The 17,911-nt window shown below is 49.8% G+C and carries 17 protein-coding genes; 3 read left to right on the plus strand and 14 right to left on the minus strand.

Features of this window, described 5'->3' with window-relative positions:
• Window positions 1-331: 331 nt before the first annotated feature.
• The 9 genes from HMPREF3090_RS00725 to hpt form a co-directional block, all read right to left on the minus strand.
• Complete coding sequence (locus HMPREF3090_RS00725) at window positions 332-1,120, minus strand: L-threonylcarbamoyladenylate synthase (protein ID WP_070485710.1); 789 nt, start codon at window positions 1,118-1,120, stop codon at window positions 332-334.
• Window positions 1,121-1,141: 21 nt separating this feature from the next.
• Entirely contained in the window at window positions 1,142-1,738 is a 597-nt protein-coding gene (leuD, locus tag HMPREF3090_RS00730) for a 3-isopropylmalate dehydratase small subunit (protein WP_067972153.1), read from the minus strand.
• Window positions 1,725-3,131 carry a 3-isopropylmalate dehydratase large subunit gene (gene leuC / locus HMPREF3090_RS00735; protein ID WP_067972156.1) on the minus strand — a complete coding sequence of 469 codons (1,407 nt, stop codon included), beginning with the start codon at window positions 3,129-3,131 and terminating at the stop codon, window positions 1,725-1,727. The genes leuD and leuC overlap by 14 nt, the downstream gene beginning before the upstream one ends.
• Window positions 3,132-3,134: 3 nt before the next feature.
• On the minus strand, window positions 3,135-4,190 hold the full coding sequence (gene leuB / locus HMPREF3090_RS00740) for a 3-isopropylmalate dehydrogenase (protein WP_067972163.1): 1,056 nt from the start codon (window positions 4,188-4,190) through the stop codon (window positions 3,135-3,137).
• A 3-nt stretch (window positions 4,191-4,193) separates the two neighbouring features.
• Entirely contained in the window at window positions 4,194-5,726 is a 1,533-nt protein-coding gene (locus HMPREF3090_RS00745) for a 2-isopropylmalate synthase (RefSeq protein ID WP_070485712.1), read from the minus strand.
• A 1,105-nt stretch (window positions 5,727-6,831) separates the two neighbouring features.
• Window positions 6,832-7,698: an NAD(P)-dependent oxidoreductase gene (locus HMPREF3090_RS00750; RefSeq protein WP_067972170.1), complete on the minus strand. Its 867-nt coding sequence runs from the start codon at window positions 7,696-7,698 to the stop codon at window positions 6,832-6,834.
• Entirely contained in the window at window positions 7,695-8,246 is a 552-nt protein-coding gene (locus tag HMPREF3090_RS00755; RefSeq protein WP_067972172.1) for a GNAT family N-acetyltransferase, read from the minus strand. Before HMPREF3090_RS00755 ends, HMPREF3090_RS00750 begins: the two co-directional genes overlap by 4 nt.
• 107 nt (window positions 8,247-8,353) lie before the next feature.
• A complete protein-coding gene (locus tag HMPREF3090_RS00760; protein WP_070485716.1) occupies window positions 8,354-9,061 on the minus strand; it encodes a DUF937 domain-containing protein in 708 nt (235 codons plus the stop codon).
• Window positions 9,062-9,590: 529 nt separating this feature from the next.
• Window positions 9,591-10,127 carry a hypoxanthine phosphoribosyltransferase gene (gene hpt / locus HMPREF3090_RS00765; RefSeq protein ID WP_067972177.1) on the minus strand — a complete coding sequence of 179 codons (537 nt, stop codon included), beginning with the start codon at window positions 10,125-10,127 and terminating at the stop codon, window positions 9,591-9,593.
• 174 nt (window positions 10,128-10,301) lie between these two features.
• Between hpt and HMPREF3090_RS00770 the strand changes: the two genes are divergently transcribed.
• The gene (locus HMPREF3090_RS00770; RefSeq protein WP_067972179.1) at window positions 10,302-10,625 is read left to right on the plus strand and encodes a nucleotide pyrophosphohydrolase; all 324 of its coding nucleotides are present in this window, start codon (window positions 10,302-10,304) and stop codon (window positions 10,623-10,625) included.
• Window positions 10,626-11,223: 598 nt separating this feature from the next.
• Here the strand turns inward: HMPREF3090_RS00770 and HMPREF3090_RS00775 are convergent.
• The gene (locus HMPREF3090_RS00775; protein WP_067972183.1) at window positions 11,224-12,108 is read right to left on the minus strand and encodes a mechanosensitive ion channel family protein; all 885 of its coding nucleotides are present in this window, start codon (window positions 12,106-12,108) and stop codon (window positions 11,224-11,226) included.
• A gap of 180 nt (window positions 12,109-12,288) precedes the next feature.
• On the opposite strand from HMPREF3090_RS00775, the gene HMPREF3090_RS00780 reads away from it, so the two are divergent.
• Together HMPREF3090_RS00780 and HMPREF3090_RS00785 are read left to right on the plus strand one after the other, a co-directional pair.
• Window positions 12,289-13,650 (plus strand): FAD-dependent oxidoreductase, encoded by a 1,362-nt coding sequence (locus HMPREF3090_RS00780; RefSeq protein WP_067972185.1) that lies wholly within the window; start codon window positions 12,289-12,291, stop codon window positions 13,648-13,650.
• Window positions 13,651-13,904: 254 nt separating this feature from the next.
• Window positions 13,905-14,270 carry a PH domain-containing protein gene (locus HMPREF3090_RS00785; protein ID WP_067972188.1) on the plus strand — a complete coding sequence of 122 codons (366 nt, stop codon included), beginning with the start codon at window positions 13,905-13,907 and terminating at the stop codon, window positions 14,268-14,270.
• Window positions 14,271-14,472: 202 nt separating this feature from the next.
• On the opposite strand, the gene dhaM is transcribed toward HMPREF3090_RS00785, so the two are convergent.
• From dhaM to HMPREF3090_RS00805, 4 genes are all read right to left on the minus strand, one after another.
• Window positions 14,473-14,841 (minus strand): dihydroxyacetone kinase phosphoryl donor subunit DhaM, encoded by a 369-nt coding sequence (gene dhaM / locus HMPREF3090_RS00790; RefSeq protein WP_067972191.1) that lies wholly within the window; start codon window positions 14,839-14,841, stop codon window positions 14,473-14,475.
• The gene (dhaL, locus tag HMPREF3090_RS00795) at window positions 14,834-15,427 is read right to left on the minus strand and encodes a dihydroxyacetone kinase subunit DhaL (RefSeq protein ID WP_067972194.1); all 594 of its coding nucleotides are present in this window, start codon (window positions 15,425-15,427) and stop codon (window positions 14,834-14,836) included. The genes dhaM and dhaL overlap by 8 nt, the downstream gene beginning before the upstream one ends.
• A 2-nt stretch (window positions 15,428-15,429) precedes the next feature.
• Window positions 15,430-16,410, minus strand: coding sequence for a dihydroxyacetone kinase subunit DhaK (dhaK, locus tag HMPREF3090_RS00800; protein ID WP_067972201.1), 981 nt, complete (start codon window positions 16,408-16,410; stop codon window positions 15,430-15,432).
• 463 nt (window positions 16,411-16,873) lie between these two features.
• Complete coding sequence (locus tag HMPREF3090_RS00805) at window positions 16,874-17,608, minus strand: CPBP family intramembrane glutamic endopeptidase (RefSeq protein ID WP_158444710.1); 735 nt, start codon at window positions 17,606-17,608, stop codon at window positions 16,874-16,876.
• Window positions 17,609-17,911: the final 303 nt, after the last annotated feature.

Here is a 17,911-nt window from a genome sequence, read left to right on the forward strand (position 1 = left end):
TTTCGCAAGTTGGAAACGTGCAAGCCTTGCTTGCTCTTATTCCAACTTACTCCAAGCATCCGTGTCTAACTGCCAAGTCTCGCACCCTATCTAGTCAGGTTCGGTCTGGCAGCTTTCCTGTCACTTCACAAGTCTCCGCAGCAGTCTCAAGCTGCTCTGGCGACTTGCTCCAGTGAAGGAAAGCTAACCGCCAGCCCTCGCACCCTTTGTAGTCGGGTTCGCAAAGGCAGAAAGGGAGTGACTTCAGCAAAAGGGAACGACCGGCTAAAGCCGTTCTTATCCCTTTTGCCTCCAGTCATCCCTTTCTGAACGCCTTTGCTCACACCCTATCTTAATAATAATGTCCGTGGCGGTAGTCCCAGCTGTTGAAGTGGTCGGCTAGGATTTGGAGGATGCGGTCGTTGTAGACGCCTTTACGGATTAAGATTGGAGCTGGGGTGATGTCGCGTTCACCGTGTTGTTCAGGTACTAATTCACCGGATTCGTCTACAACGTAGGAGACCATGACCCCTTGTTCGTAGCGGGTGTTTTCGTCCTTGTTGGGTTGGATGGAAGCGACATAGTCATCGGCTTCGATAATCAGGTCGGCTTCGTTTTCGATTTCTTCCCCGATGCCTTCAACGACACCGCGGTTCCCTTTACCGGAAGGATTGGCAGAGGAAGCGAACATGAGGCGGCCTTCGCGTTCCCAGAGTTCATGGGCGATTTGTTCACCAGGTACCCCGAAGCGGATAACGAAGCAGCTGGTGCCACGAACGTCCGTCGCTAATTCTTCAGCCCCGTCTCCTGGCATGTATTTAGCCTTAGCCTCTTCTTGCCAAGGGAGGATGCAGCCCATCAAGATGTCTTCGTCCCAGCATTGTTGGTAGAAGGCTTCGATTTCAGGGGTCATCTTAGCTAGGCTCTTCAATTGTTCCATAGAACCGCAGAGGGTAACGCCTGGTTTGTTCCGTTTACGGTGTTTCACTGCGAATTTACGTTCCAAGCCTTCCTTGTCGCTAGTCCCGATAATGTAGCCCACCTTAGTTGGAGATACAATCATCCCACCTTGGCCTAAAAGAATATCAACGGCTTCCTGGTTTGTTTGGCCATCCCAATGTACTTTCTTTGTCTCTGTCATAGTAATCCTTCTTTCTATTATTTAAGCATCATATTTATGGTCATTCGCTGCTTCATAAGCGGCGATAGCATCTTCGTGTTTCAAAGTTTCCGTAATATCGTCCAGACCTTGGAGGAACTTGTTCTTGATCTGATCATCGATGTCAAAATGCTTGTCCCCCAATGGTGAGTGGATGACTTGTTCTTCAAGGTCCACTTCAATCTCTGTCTCAGGATCAAGGTCAGCCAGACCCTGGCGGTAGGCTTCATCTTCAATGGCAACTGGCAGGAGCGAGTTCTTGGTACAGTTCATGTAGAAAATATCCGAAAAACTTCCTGCAATGACTACCTTGAAGCCATACTGGCTGAGCCCCCAAACCGCGTGTTCACGCGAGGACCCGCAGCCAAAGTTGTCGCCAGCCACTAAGATGCTGGCCCCTTGGTAGGCGTCTTGGTTGAGGATAAAGTCAGGGTTGTCAGTCATCTCCTTGTCCAAGTAGCGCTGTTCAAAGAAGATGAAGTCTTCGTAACCGAACTTGGAGATCCGCTTGATAAAGGCTTTGGGCATGATCTGGTCGGTATCAATATTATCGTTCATCATCGGCACAACACGGCCGGTGTGCTGTCTAATAGCTTCCATCTGCCACCTCGATTTCTGCTGGTTGGATTTGGCGAACATCAACAATCTTACCGGCTACGGCTGAGGCCGCTACGGTTGCGGGACTGGCTAGGTGGGTCCGCGCATTCTGGCCCATCCGGTGCTCATAGTTCCGGTTGGTGGTTGAAAGAACATGCTCATAAGCTGGATAGCTATCCGGGTTCATGCCCAGGCAGGCGGAACAGCCTGGCTCCCGCCACTCCAGACCTGCGTCAATAAAGATTTGGGCAATGCCCATCTCTTCTGCTGCATGCTTCACCCGCTTAGAGCCAGGAACCACAATGCCTGAAATATTATCGGCAATCTTATGCCCCTTGAGGTACTTGGCGGCTTCCACCAGGTCGCTCAGGCGGGAATTGGTGCAAGAGCCGATGAAGATATGTTGGAGGGGCACATCTTGGTGGTACATGCCGGGTTCCTCATCCATGTATTCATAGGCCCGCTCATAGTCCGCATTGCCGTTGATTTCAGGATAGGGTTCGTCGATGGCGACCCCCATCTCAGGGTTGGTCCCCCAAGTCACATAAGGTTTGAGGTCCGATACATCCAAACTAATATAAGCATCATACTGGGCATCCGGATCGGTCTTCAGTTCCTTCCAGTCCGCAATGGCGGCTGCCATATTTTCTGGAGCTTCAGGCCGGCCTTCAATCCAATCGAAGGTGGTTTGGTCGGGTGCGATCATCCCCATCTTGGCGCCAAATTCGATACTCATGTTGCAGATGGTCATCCGGGCTTCCATGGTTAGATTTTCAATGGTTTCCCCGAAGTATTCCACTGCATAACCTGTCCCGAAGCCGGAACCGTAGCTCGCAATTAATTTAAGAATAATATCTTTGGCATAGGTTCCGTGGGGCAGCTTACCGGTGATTTCAACCCCCATTTTCTTGGGCTTGGTTTGCCAAATCGACTGGGTAGCGAGAACGTGTTCCACTTCTGAGGAACCAATCCCGAAAGCCAGGGCACCGAAAGCCCCGTGGGTCGCCGTGTGGGAGTCCCCGCAGACGATGGTCCGTCCTGGTTGGCTGGCCCCGAGTTCTGGTCCAATCATATGGACAATCCCCTGGCCATCCGAGCCGATACCGTTAAGCTCGATGCCGAAGTCCTCGCAGTTCTTGCGCAGGGCATCGATCTGTTGGCGGCTGATTTCATCTTTAATATTGAAGACATCTTTCGTTGGCACATTGTGATCGATAGTCGCGATGATCTTGTCCGGGCGTCTCACTGGCCGTCCCTGTTCACGTAAGGACTCAAAACCTTGAGGCGTCGTTACCTCGTGAATCAAGTGCAAGTCCACATAGAGGAGCTGCGACCCGCCTTCTTCGCCCGCTAGGACGTGGCGGTCCCAAACTTTATCAAAGAGTGTTTTTCCCATTTTTTATTTGGCTCCTTTCATCAAGTCTAACAAGGCTTGGGTAAAGGTCGTCGTACTTGCTTCACCCCCTAAATCCTTGGTTTTTATTCCTTTAGCCATTAATTCTTCAGCTGATGCTTCCACAAAGTCGGCGGCCTCATAGAAGCCAAAGCTCTGTCTGAGCATCATGGTCACACTGAGAATCATGGACATGGGGTTGGCGATATTCTGGCCGGCAATATCAGGCGCTGAGCCGTGGATGGGTTCGTAGAGCGAAGGCCCCACTGTGCCGTGGCTAGCCGAGGCCTGCATGCCTAAAGAGCCAGAAAGAACAGAAGCTTCGTCGGATAAGATGTCCCCAAAGAGGTTCTCGGTTAAGACCACATCGAAGTCCTGGGGTTGGGTGACAATCTTCATCGATGCTGCGTCGACATAGAGGTGGTTGACCTCAACATCCGGATAGTCCGCCTTGATGGCTTCAACCGTATGGCGCCACAAGCGGCTAGAGGCTAAGACATTAGCCTTGTCAACGCTAGTTAATTTCCCGCGCCGGCTCTGGGCCAGTTCGAAAGCTTTGCGGGCAATCCGCTCCACTTCCTCCCGGCGGTAAGGCATGAGGTCAGAGGCATAGTCCGTCCCTTCCACCTTGTCGCCGAAATAGGCCCCGCCAGTTAACTCTCTCACCACGACAAAGTCTGTCCCAATCACCCGGTCAGCCTTTAATGGCGAGAGGTCGGCTAGGGAAGCCCCTACCTTCACCGGCCGATAGTTGGCGAAAAGGCCTAAGTCCTTGCGCATGGCTAAGAGCCCGGCTTCAGGGGTGACCTCGCAGTGCTCATACTGGGGTGCTCCAATGGCCCCTAAGAGGATGGCATCCGCTTGGTGGAGGGCTTCTTGGGTAGTCTTTGGATAGGGATGGCCGCAAGCGTCGATCCCAGCTCCACCAAAGGGCTGAGGATCAAGGTCAAACTGGTAACCGTAGCGGTCAGCTACCGCATCGAGAACCGCCAAACCGCTGGCCATGATCTCTTCACCGATGCCATCCCCAGCTAGGACAACAATCTTCTTGGTATCAGTCATCGGCTAGGCCTCCTTTGTGTCTTGGTCAGCTTTCAGTTTACCGCAGGCTTGGACATAGGCCATGGCGGAAGCGGTGACCACATCGTAGTCGATCCCGCTCCCATTGTACTGGGTCCCGTCTTCATTAGCAACAGCCACATGGACTTCAGCCTGGGCATCGATCCCACCGGTCAGAGCTTCTAAGCGGTAGTCGGTCAAGTGGGAATTGGCCTGCATGATGTCATCGACCGTATTGAAGATGGCTTCGATCGGCCCCTTGCCCATGCCTTGGCCGGTTACCACTTCGGCATCTTCCTTGTTTTCCTTGATTTGGATCACGGTAGATGGAATGCCATTGGTCCCCGTCATCAATTGGAGACTAACCAGTTTGTAGTCAGCGGCTTGTTCATCTTCATGGCCGAGGACTAAGTAGCGGATATCTTCATTCGATACCTGTTTCTTCTTATCAGCCAGGACCTTGAACTTAGCAAAGGCAGACTTGATATCTTCTTCTGACAAGTCGAAGCCCAAGTCTTCCAGACGCTTGCTGAAGGCGTGACGGCCAGAAAGTTTACCCAGTGGCAAGGCATTGGTTTGAACCCCCACCATTTGTGGCGTAATAATTTCGTAAGTTGAGGCATTCTTGAGGACGCCATCTTGGTGGATGCCGGATTCATGGGCGAAGGCATTGTCCCCGATGATCGGTTTGTTACGTGGAACAGGCATCCCGGACAAGTGGGACACGAGATCAGACAAGCGCTTGGTCTGTTCCAGGTTGATATGGCTGGTGCATTGGTAGTGGTCTTCCCGGATTCTTAAGGCCGTGGCTACTTCTTCCAAGGCTGTGTTCCCAGCTCGTTCACCAATCCCGTTAATGGTTCCTTCTACCCGGGTGGCCCCGTTCTCAATCGCTGCTAAGGCGTTGGCCGTTGCCATCCCTAAGTCATTGTGGCAGTGGCAGGAGAACATGACCTCATCGAACTTCGGACATTCCTTTTGTAAGTATTGGAAGATCTCGGCCATTTCATTAGGGTTAGTGTAGCCGGTCGTGTCTGGGATATTAATAATGGTTGCCCCGGCTTCGATAGCGGTATTAACAGCTTCAGCTAAGAAGTCGAGCTCGGTCCGCGTCGCATCTTCCGGTGAGAATTGAACACTTTCGAAGTATTGCTTGGCATAGCGAACATGGTGGGCAATATTTTCAAGGACCTCTTCTTTAGTCATCTTTAATTTATATTCGCGGTGGATCGGGCTGGTGGCAAGGAAGACGTGGATGGAAGGTGACTTAGCATTCACTAAGGCATCACGAACCGCATCGATATCCTTCTCACGGCAGCGCGCCAGACCAACAGTCGTTGTTGACTCTAGGCTATCTGCAATAGCTTTCACGGCTTCGAAGTCACCAGGACTTGAAATAGGGAAGCCGGCTTCAATGGCATCAATGCCCCACTCTTCTAATTGTTTAGCGATACGAACTTTTTCTTGGGTATTGAAGTTAACGCCTGGCGTCTGTTCCCCATCACGGAGGGTTGTATCAAAAAAATCGATCTGTTTCATTTCGTCTCTCCCTTTCCACATTTTTGGAATCCATCACTTCAAAAGAAAAGGCACCTTGTTACGGAACAAGGTGCCTGCCACCTGCTCCCCTTTGTGTACGCAAATAGGACGCAGATGTTAGTTTAAGAACCACATATGCGCCTGCTAGCATAATAATAAGAGAGCAAGTTGACGGAAAAGTTTACAACAAGGATAGTTGCTGGTCATTGGCATGTTAGTTTGCGAAGTCATAAAGTCCATGTCTCTTACTCCCTTTCTGTGGTTTCTTAATTCATGTTTTAATCTTAGTCTAATTTGATCGAATTGTCAAACTATTATTGCGGAAAAATTAAGTTTTTTTGAAATGATTTTAATCTTTGGCTTGTAAAGCTTTTAGAACGGTGCTGATGAGCATACGTTACGCTTTTGAATTTGGTCCTTGAATTTTAAAGGGTCAAGAACGGCTAACGCCGTTTTGTACTATATCCGTAAGTCGCTTGCGCTCAGATAGCTATACACCACCGGTTCGAGCCTTGGTCTCTCGCCTAGCAAATCTCAAACGGCTCGTACGGCTAAAAATTAGCCTACTAGCCGTAATTCGCTTTGCTTGCTTAGACGTGGCTAAGGACCAACTTCAACGCTTCACTCCTGCTCATAAATGCATTGCTGAACAAATTCTAGTTAAAATTTAAATTATGCTAGGAAATGTAGAATGGTTATAAAAAAGATTGACTTAGAATTCTATGGTTTCCTATTAAAGTGGCCTATTCGTAAATTTTAGAAGTGGCTACTTGCTAAGGAGGCTCTCGTTTGAAAGTTGGAGAGGGACTACTTGCTAACTAGGTCCTCATTTGAAAGTTGGAGAGCGGCTACTTGCTAACTAGACCCTCATTTGAAAGTTGGAGAGCGGCTACTTGCTAACCAGACCCTCGTTTGAAAGTTGAAAAGGGACTACTTGCTAACTAGGCCCTCATTTGAAAGTTGAAGAGCTTTAGGGAAGAGAAGCGTCAATTTAGCACATAAAAAGGTTGAGACAAAAGCTCAACCTCTCAGCATAATACTAGATTTGTTAAATTTGTAAGGCAGTGGACTTTTCTAAGCTTAGCGCTAGCCTTCGCACCCTGTTTTAAAATTTTTCATCCCAGAGTTTCATCAGGGCCTGGGTGCCGGCGTCTTCGTAGCCTTTGCTGGCTAGGCGTTGGTAGAAGTCGTAGGCCATTTGGCAGGCGGGGAGGTCGATTTTCATGCGGTCGGCTTCGGCTAGGGCGATGCCCAGGTCTTTGATGAAGTGTTTGACGAAGAAGCCGGGGCTGTAGTCACCTTTGACAATCCGTGGCCCATAGGAGGACAAGGAGAAGTTCCCAGCGGCACCTGAGGATAGGGTGTCAATGACCTGGTTGACACCGAGCCCCGCCGCTTTGGCATAAACGAGGGTTTCCATGACCCCTAACATGGTCGCAGCAATCATGATCTGATTAGCCATCTTGGCATGCTGGCCAGCACCTGCTTGGCCGAAGTACTGGACGCTGGCACAGAAAGTGTCTAAGACAGGGCGAATTTTATCCGCTGCAGCTTGGTCGCCCGCTAATAGGCAGGTCAAACGTCCCTCGCGTGCCCCGATATCGCCCCCTGTCACGGGAGCATCCAAGACCTGGATGCCTTTGTCTTGACCAGCTTGGGCTAGTTCCTGGGCTAGGGCCGGCGTTGAGGTGGTCATATCGACAAAGATCTGCCCCTGGCGCGCCCCCGCAAAGAGGCCCTGGTCACCCAGGTAAACATCCCGCACATCATCGGGATAGCCGACAATGCTTAAGACTAAATCCACCTGGCCAGCGAGGGCTTCAGGTGAATCACACCAATGCGCTCCCGAAGCAACTAGGTCATCTGCCTTGGCCTTGGTGCGGTTATAGACAAAGAGCTCATAACCTGCTTCAAGGATGTGCCGGGCCATGGACTGTCCCATCACACCCAAACCAATAAATCCAACTTTCATCTGTCATCTTCCTCCCTTTCTTCACCGACCTGCAGGGGACGTTTGAGGAGCCAGTCACACTGGACTTCCTCGCCCATCACAAAAGCATGCTCGGAGAAACGTTCAAAGTGATATTTCTTATAGAAGGCCTGGGCCCTCAGATTATGCTCCCAAACCCCCAACCAAATATAGGGGCAGCTCCAGTCTCCAGCCTTAGCCAGGGCAAAATCCATAAGTACCGAACCGAGCCCTCGCCCCTGGTATCCCGGACGAATATAGAGGCGTTCGACCTCTAGCCAGTCTCGGGCTTGTTCTTCCGACTGCTGGTCGCCGCGATTGATTTTGATATAGCCCAAGATAGCGTCACCCTCCTTGAGATAATAGAAGGAAGCATCTTTTTGGGACAATTCCTGGGCCAATCGCTCTGGCGCATAAGCGGTCTCTAAGTAAGCCGTCATATCCTCATCCGAACACGTTCCCTCAAAAGTCGCCAAGTAACACTCGCGGCTCAGTTCAGACAAGTACCCCGCTTCCTCAACAGGGATCGCTTCAATAATCAGCTCCGCCATCCATCTCCCCCTCTCCATAAAGTCTTCTTAATCCTATTGTGGCAGATTGGCCTCTGAAAATAAAGAAAAAGCAGCTTCCAGGGCTGCTTTTTCAAAGAATGATACATTTACTTGGTCAGCTTATCAATCAGGCCGCCCAAGAGACCGCCGTCGTCCTCTTGATTCGCTTCTTTCTTAGATGCTTGGTCCTTTTCATCGACGGTGACATTGTCGATGACCTTACCTAGAAGGCTATCGTCTTCAGTCTGGTTTTCATCTACGGTCACGGTATCGAGGACCCGTTCTAAGAGACTGCCCCCTTCTTGTTGGCGGGCATGGTCTTCCACTTCACGAGAGACTTGGTCGGCTTCTTGGCCCATATCTTCGGCCGATACATTGTTGGACTTCCGGCGGTGGGCCAAGTACATGAGAACCATGGGCGCTAGGACAACCAGGGTCCGCTTAACAGAGGCCGCATCCATATTCAAGGCTTGGGCGATCTTATCAATGATCCCTTCTTTCTCATTCTGATCCTTGAAGACATGGTTGAGGATCTTGTCGCCATCCTCCTGGTCCACTTGCTTAGCTGCCTGATCGACGGATTCGAACTGGTCGGCCTTATCGTGGTCATTTAGGGCCTGGTTGAGCGAGTCAATCCCCGACTGGTCCTGGCTGTTGCGGTTGATCGCCTTCATAATCATCGGCAAGCCCAGCGTCATAATCTTCCCGAAGTCCGCTGAGGAAACATTGGCTTGCTTGGCTAAGGAGTCATTGGACTGGCCGCCCTGACCCGTCAACATCCCAATTAAATTGCCTGCTTGGTCAAATAAACCCATTACACACACGTCCCTTCTTTTTTCTTTTATTATAATTCAAAAAAACAGCCCCCACAAACAAAATGAATCCCTATTATCAAGTAAAATAATTTTTTCATATTTAATTTGTTTATAGCTTGTTTATCTAAATTGCACTAATGAGCATCCGTTACGCTTTGATTGTGATCGTTAAAAAGCCGTGGCACCGGCTCGAGCCAAGGTCTCTCGCCTAGCGAGCTTCAAACGGCTAGTAACGGCTTAGGCCGACTATCCGTAATTCACATCGCTTGCTTGGTCACGGCTAACGATCACAATCAAAGCTTCACTACTGCTCATCTCTAACATATATTGCTAAGTTCAATATTAAAGTTAATTACAAAAAATATGTAAATTGGATTTCTTAATTTACATATTCATTTTAATAGGGCCTAGCAAAAAAACATATGAAGGACCAGATTCAAAAGCGGAACGCATGCTCACCCGTGCCATTAATAGTTAAAATGATGTTTTTCAACAAAAAAGCACCAGGCTTTTACCTGACGCTAAACTCCTAACTATAAACTTCTTCTTTGAGAACTGCAATCTGTGGGTAGTTGCGCAATTGGCCCTTGAAGTCCAAGCCATAGCCCACCACAAACTTATCAGGAATCTCAAAACCAATCCAGTCAGCTTGGAAGTCCTTGGTCCGGCGAGCGGGTTTGTCTAGGAGAGCTACGGTCTTAATGGAAGCTGCCTGACGACTCTCCAAGACCTGGTAGAGATAGGTCAGGGTCCGTCCAGTATCAATGATATCCTCCACAAAGATGATATGGCGGTCCTTGACCGGCTGGGAGAGGTCCTTGACAATCTTCACCTCACCGGTCGACTCGAAGCCATCCCCATAGCTCGACACATCCATAAAATCAATCTCCAGGAGAATATCCATCTCCTTCATCAGGTCTGCCATAAAGGGCATGCCCCCCTTGAGCACACAGACCAAGAGCGGATTTTTATCCTGGTAGTCTTGGGCAATTTCCGCTGCCAACCCTTTAATCCGGGCCTGCAGGTCTTCCTTAGAAACTAGAATTTCTTCCATTAATTCATCCATCATTCGACACTCCCACTTCTGCTTAAAGCTTATACTGAGGCCTCATTTTGAGGCCTGGTTACTCCTATTCTACCAGTAAAGGGCTCAGCTTGGCAATTGGGTACCTTACAATCATCCGCCCTTTGTCCAAGCGAGCAAAAGCCTTATAATAGCATTAAAGAAAGGATGATTTAAATGACCCTAATGGACGATATTAACGCTTTTCGCGACGAAAGAGACTGGCGGCAATTCCACAATGAGAAGGACCTGGCCCTGTCTCTGGTCCTGGAGGCGAGCGAACTCCTGGAGATCTACCAGTGGAAGAGCGCGGAGGAAGGTAACCAGAACATCGAAGCTATCAAGGATGAACTGGCTGATGTCCTGATCTATGCCTTCATGCTAGCGGACAACTTGGACCTCGACATCGAAGAACTCATCCCCCGCAAACTCGCCAAGAATGCCATTAAGTATCCGGTGGACAAGAGCCGGGGACAGAATAAAAAATATACGGAGATTTAGGAAGGGTGTGAGGGAGCGCGGGTAGAAGTGGACCTCTGGAGCAAAGTGTCAGAGAAGACTAAAAGTCTTCGGTGGCGCTTTGTGAAGAGGAGCCACTTCTGCGCGACCGAACCCGACTACGAAGGATGTGAGCAGTTGCGCCCAGACTTGAATGACTGGAGCCCAAACGGAAAAGAGCGGCTTTAGCCGATCGTTCCGATTGGGTGAAGTCACTTCAAGTCTGCAACTGCGAACCAGACTAAGAAGGGGGTGGAGGGTGATTATACATACTTAAAAACTGATAACCCCCAAACGGAGCCTGCGATTGGGTCTTGGCAAGTCTTGACACACACTCAAGACCTTCGAATGTGTGTTGCGGACGACCAACACACATTCGAGACCTTGGAGTGAGTCTTGCGAGTCCTCAAGCCACAATGGAGAGCTCCGAATGGCTGTTGGAATGAAGCAAGCCACAAGCAAAGTCGGGGAGTGGGGATTGCTTGTAACTTACAATGGTCCCGATCCTAAAATCCCTATCATAAAAAGCCGGGCGAGTCTTAGGCATGACTCGCCCGGCTTTTCTGCCAATCATCCAGGGCTAGACGACTATTGACGCATTCTATTCTTCAAATTTAACCACTTGCATGCTGGTGACTTGGATGCCGCGGTTGCGCAGGTCGAAGTAGAGGGCGTTTTGCATGATCATCTTGTTGACGGCGATCTTATCATAAGGAGTGAAGAATTGGATGTAGACATTCATGGACCGGTTGCCGTATTCGATCCGGATCTGGGGCTTGGTCGAGGCCTCTAAACCATCCATCTTCCGTTTGAAGAGTTTGAGTTCTTCTTCCGTGCACTGTTCGAGGAAGCCTTCGTACTTTTCATAGGCCACCTTGGCGGTAATCTTCTTCACCTTTTCCAAGTCTTGGCCGTAATCAATAGGCACCATAACATCCACCACCACATAGGGGCTATCATGGTTGTAATTGTAGATGGCATGCTCGAAGATCCAGCGGTTGGGTACCGAGATGTAGCGGCCGGTATGGGTCCGGGCCTTGGTCATGGTCCCCACTTCAGCGAGGTTAATCTGGAGAAAATCCAGGTCCACCACTTCGCCGGAGACGCCATTAATATCGATCACACTGCCCACTTCTAAAGGCGAGCGCAGGATAATATAGAGATAGGCCACCAGGTCCACCACCACATCCCGCGAGGCCAGGGTGAGGAAGGCCAGGATGATCAGGATGATGACCCCCAGGAGCTTGGCCTGGGAGAACCAGAGGCTGAGGATAAAGATAAAGGCCAAGAAAAAGACAATGAGTCGGCTGAAGCGGTTAATCCGCTGGGCCAGGTTTTCATTATCCGTTAGTTTAGGTAAGAGCCATTTGAGCCCCTTCATGAGGAAGAAGGTCAACAAGATAGCAGCCAAGGAATAGAGAGCCTTTTCAATAAAGAGTTCAGAATCGAGTTGGTCACTGTTGAGGTATTCTAAGAAATGGTTCATAAGCGCCTCCTTTGCTTGTTCACTCATTCTAATCTTAGCATAAGTTGGAGTTTTATAAGTAGGCAAAAGGCTAGGAAATTTTTTATCATAATTCTCACGATCTTTTGAGCCTTTTATTTGTTAAATCAAGCGCTTTATACTAGCATATAGGTATAAGATCTATAAAGGAGGATTTATTATATGAAAGTTGTTGTTGTTGGGACATCCCATGCAGGTTACGAAATGGTTCAAACCTTACTCAAGGCAGACCAAGATATCGAAATCGATCTCTACGAAAGTGGATCGACTATGTCCTTCCTGTCCTGTGGGATCCAGTCTTACTTAGAAGGCAAGTCCGATCATCTGGATGACCTCCACTATGCGACAGAAGACTCTTACAAGAAACAAGGTATCAATGCCTACACCAATAGCCAAGTGGTTGCTATTGACAGTGATGCAAAAGAAGTGACTGTTAAAGATGACCAAGGCGAACACCAAGTCAGCTATGACAAGCTCTTCTTAAGTCCAGGGGCTGTTCCGGTTGAACTCCCTATTGAAGGGACTGACCTCGACCACGTCTACTATCTGCGGGGCCGTGACTGGGCAGACCGCGTCAAAAAACGCATGGCTGAAGCCAAAGAAGCAGTCGTTGTGGGTGGCGGCTACATTGGGATCGAAGCAGCTGAAGCCTTCACCAAGGCTGGTATTAAGACAACTGTGATCGACAGCCAAGACCGCATCTTACCAACTTACCTGGACAAGGAATTCACCGAAGTCCTCGAAGCCCATGCAGCTGATAAAGGGCTCGACTTCCACGGCAATGAATGCGTCCAATCCATCGAAGGCAAAGATGGCCAAGTTGCCAAAGTGATTACAGACAAGGGTGAATACCCTGCCGACACTGTTCTCTTCGCTGTTGGGGTTAAACCAAACACCGAATGGCTCAAGGGTACCCTGGAATTGGATGACAAGGGCTTCGTTAAAGTCAACGAATACCTGGAATCCTCTGTGAAAGACATCTATGTTGCCGGTGATGCGACTGAAATCCCCTTTACCCCAACTGGTAAAGGCAAGGCCATCGCTCTCGCCAGCAATGCCCGCCGCCAAGCCGTTACAGCTGCCCAAAACATCATTGCTGGGGAAAATAAAGTCAAATCACCTAGCGTCAACGGGACTAGCGGCTTAGCCCTCTTCGACTACCACTTTGCGGCAACGGGGGTTAAGGATTGCGACAAGGCAGAAGTAGACGGTGAAGTGGAAAGTCAATTCCTACAAATTCCTGTCCTGCCTAAATTTATGAAAGACGACCAAGATGTCTTCATGAAGATCCACTACCGCAAGGACGACCACAAATTAGTTGGGGCACAAATCATGTCCACCGTCAACTTAGCACGGGACATCAACACCCTATCCGTTGCCATCTCAGCCGGTTGGACCCTCGAAGATCTCGCCTTAGCCGACTTCTTCTTCCAACCCGAATACGACAACACCTGGCACTACTTCAACCAAGTCGCCCAAGAAGCACTCGGTCAACGCTTCGGCAGCGACAAACAATTGTTTTAAAAAAAGGGTGTGAAGGCTGGCGCTTAGCTTTCGTTCACTGGAACAAGTCACCAGAGCAGTCAAGCAGACTGCGGCGGTGACTTGTGAAGTGACACGAAAGCTGCCAGCCTGAACCCGACTACAGGGTATGAGCAAGAGCGCTAAGAAGCTTTTGCCTCTGCAAACCCAAGTAAACAGACCACTTTAAAGCTAGGCCACCCGCCTAGCTTTTTTGCTTGCTTTTTGTTAGACTAAAGGCAAAAAAGGAGGACCCTATGTCCGAAATTAATGAAGTCACGTCCTGGATCTTTGACGAAGAAGTGCCTGTTCCAGATGACGTTCAAAAGATGTTAGTGCCAGGTGAAGAAGCCTTCCGCGCCTTTAAAACCATCCGTGATGTGGCTATCTTTACCAACAAGCGCTTGATTGTCCGCGATAGCCAGGGCCTAACCGGCAAGAAGATTGAAATCTACAGCCTCCCCTACCGGTCCATCAACATGTGGTCTACGGAAAATGCGGGCCGGCTCGACTTCACTTCTGAAATCGAACTCTGGACCCGGGCAGGCCATATCAAGATCAGCCTCGGCCGCAAGGTAGACGTCCGCGAATTCGACGACCTCCTCGCCCGCGTTTGTCTCTAACTGCATAATAAAAAGTGCCGATTCTCTCGATAAAAAGAGAATCGGCACTTTTTATTTAGTAGCTAGCGATTAAAGTTATCGCCTTAGAACGATCTTAAGACCAGGAGTGGGGCGTTGAAACTGAGACTTAGCCATGGCTCTTTAGCGATTACTTTCAAGAGGTAGCGGATGCTCGCTAGCGCTATCTATTTCTAAGCGATTTTTATTTAACCACTAAATCTTTCAACTGTTTTTCCATTTCTTCCTGGTTCAAACCGGCCTGGGTGAGGGCAGCGGCGTTGTAGGCACCTTCGACAAAGGCAGTGTCATAGATGGTGATTTTTTTGTCGGACATTTCCTGGACCATTTCCAGGTTCATCTTGGCTGAGCCGAGGTCATAGAAGGCGTAGATCTGGTCGGCTTGGGAGGCCTCGATGGCAGCTTGGATCCGTTCGAAGGAGGTCCCGATGCCACCATCATCTAGCCCAGCGGCCTGGATAATTTCGACGTCCTTAGCTACTTCTTCCAAGAGGTCAACCACACCCTGGGCTAGGCCTTCCACGTGGGAAACTAAAAGAATGGCGCTAGTCATTGAGAACACCTGCTTCCACTAGGGCCTTGAGCCAGTAAGCGGTGGACATAGCTCCGGGATCGATGTGGCCAACTGACCGTTCGCCCACATAGGAAGCCCGACCTTTGCGCGCCTGCATGTCCTCTGTCGCTTGAACCCAGCTGTCGATCTGATCCGCGGTCAGCTTTCCTTCCTGGGCAGCTTCCGCAGCGGGCAGCCAGACATCCAGCATGGTCTTGTCCCCAGCTTGGGCATGGCCGCGCTTGGCGATCCCATCTGCTGCTGCCTGGATAGCGGCTCCCCAGTCGCCCGCTTGACCCTGCAAGGCCTTGGCCATCTCCAAGAAGGCCGTCCCGTAGAGCGGACCCGAAGCCCCGCCAACCTTGGACATCATCGCCATGGCTGCCGCCTTTAAGAGGTCCACCACTGAGGCATCCTCCGCTTGGTCGTCCAGCTTCTCTTGGAGGGCATCCACGCCCCGCTTCATGTTGCCACCATGGTCCCCGTCCCCGATTGGCGTATCGAGTTCGGACAAATAGTCCTTGTTTTCCGTAACTTTTTGGCTAAAAAGGCTTAAAGCCTCGCGCACTGCTTGTTCTTGACTCATGTCTACCATCCTTCCACGTCAACATCGGCTTGGAGTAGGTCCAGCCAATCGTCTTCTAATTTTAAGAAAGTCAGGGAAATCCCTGCCATATCAATCGAGGTCATCAGGTTACCGACCTTGGTGAAGGCAATGTCCAAGTCCTCGTCTGCTAGGAGGCCCATCACATCATTTAAAAAGATATATTGCTCCATCAGCGGCGTAGCCCCCATGCCGTTGACGAGGATGGCATAGCGGTCCCCGGCCTGCCAGTGGTTATAGGCCTTCAGCTTCTCCAACATTTCTTGGGCCATCGCCCGGGAAGGTTGGAGTTTTTCGCGTTTGTAGCCGGGCTCACCGTGGATGCCGACCCCGAACTCGATCTCATCATCGGCCAAGTTGAAGCCTTGCTTGCCGGACTCTGGGACTGTGGCGCCAGACAAGGCTAGGCCGATGGAGGATAAATGATCGACTACCTGCTGACCCAGGCTGGCTAAGTCTTCCAGACTGGCTCCAGACCGGGCAGCAGCGCCAAGAATCTTATGAACGAAGACAGTGCCAGCCACCCCGCGCTTGCCCTGGGTGAAGTCGGAATCTTCCACCGCAATGTCGTCATCCACGACCACCTTAGCCACCGGAATATCGTCCATCTCCGCCATCTCCATGGCCATCTCGAAGTTCATGATATCCCCCGAATAATTCTTGATCACCAGCATGACTCCCTGGCCCTGGTTGGCTTCCTGGATGGCCCGGTAAACCTGGTCGGAAGTTGGCGAAGTGAAGACCTGGCCACAAACCGCTCCCATCAGCATGCCATCCCCAATAAAGCCGGCATGGCTAGGCTCGTGCCCGCTGCCCCCACCACTAATGACCGAAACTTGGTCGGGCCGGTCCTTGGCTAGGAGGATTCCTGTATCCTCAATCCGCTCGATCTTGGGATTGGCCAGAACCATGCCCGAAAGCATCTCATCGACCACATCCGAAGCTTGGTTGATAATCTTTTTCATGATTGATCTTTCCTTTCTTTCATTCGATGCGCACATTCTTTTCTCCTATAATTTAACATAAAAGCGGTTTCTTTTCTATTTTTTAATCTTCTATTATACAGAGTAGTTGAGCATGCCTTGCACTGTTGAATTTGGGCCTTGAATTTCAATTGAATCAAAAAAAGATTCTTTGTTTTTATGGTGGATGACTACTGATTAAACAATAATTCTTTACCAACTTGTTTTGAGCAGGAGTTGAGCTTTGAATTTGATCGTTAGCCGTGACAAAGCAGCGATGTGAATTAGGGATAGTCGGCGTTTAGCCTTACTAGCCCTTTGAAGCTCGCTAGGCTGAGGGACCTTGGCCCGAGCCGGTGCCACGGCTCTTTAACGATTAAATTCAAAAGCGGAACGGATGCTCACTAGCACAATTTGATAAAGAAAGCAAAAAACTCCCAGCCTGGAAAGACTGGGAGGGGTGGTTTTAGCCGAGTATGTGGAAGAGGTAGGAGCCTAAGAGGATGATGGCAGCGAAGCCGTTGTTCATCATATGGAGTAGGATGGCGTCTTTGATGTTGTTCCGCCGGCGGTAGACCAGGTAGAGGGCCACCCCGATGATGATGTACATCACCGCCTCAACAATGTTACTGGACAAGTGGTTGAGACCAAAAATCACTGAACTCAAGACCAGGGGCCACCAGAAGCTCTCAGCCTTGAAGAAGAGGTGCTGGAAGATGCCCCGGAAGACCAACTCTTCTAAAAAAGGCACCGCAAAGCCCATCATAATGAAGAAGGCAATATTGGAAATAGGCGAGACCAAATCAGGATTACCGGAGAAGAGCATCTGGTCATTGGCCGATACCCCTGTCTCATACACAGCTTGGTTGGCCATGGTCAAGACTACCACCGCCACGCGAACCCCAATATAATAGAGGAAAACGATTCCTACGTCCTTCCATCCCAAGCGGTCGAAGTTATCCTTGCCTTGGGCGCGTTTGTAATAAAAATTATAAAGAAAACGGTAAGTCACATAAGCAAAAAGTAGAACTAAGAGGGTCAAAATAGCTACTACTGGCCATGATAACCTGTGGGAATTTCCGTTGACCACAAGCATCAAGCCCATAGGCAGGGTCCCCCAAACCATTAAGCCAAGCCATTTCAAAATATCCAAGAAGCGCTGCCCCCAGCCCTTCTCTTCCGTCGTATATTCTTCAGTCATCATCACGACCTCCTTTAACTTCATTTTAACACAGGCAAAAAGCCCAACTCAATCAAAAAGGGAAAGCGGTTTAACCAGCGGGTCCTTTCCCTCATAAGAGTCAGTCATGAAGCAGGCATCAAACTGCCATTTTTGTAAGAGAGAAAATTCCACTTTTTCCATAAGTTAAACATTGTTTTTTGGTAATTAACAATTTACTCATGAGCAGGAGTGAAGCGTTGAAGTTGATTGTTAGCCATGAACAAGCAAGCCAGGGTGCGAAGGCTAGTGGGAGAAATAGACCTCTGGAGCAAAGAGACAGAG

Source organism: Aerococcus sp. HMSC23C02, assembly GCF_001806805.1.
GTDB lineage: Bacteria > Bacillota > Bacilli > Lactobacillales > Aerococcaceae > Aerococcus > Aerococcus sanguinicola.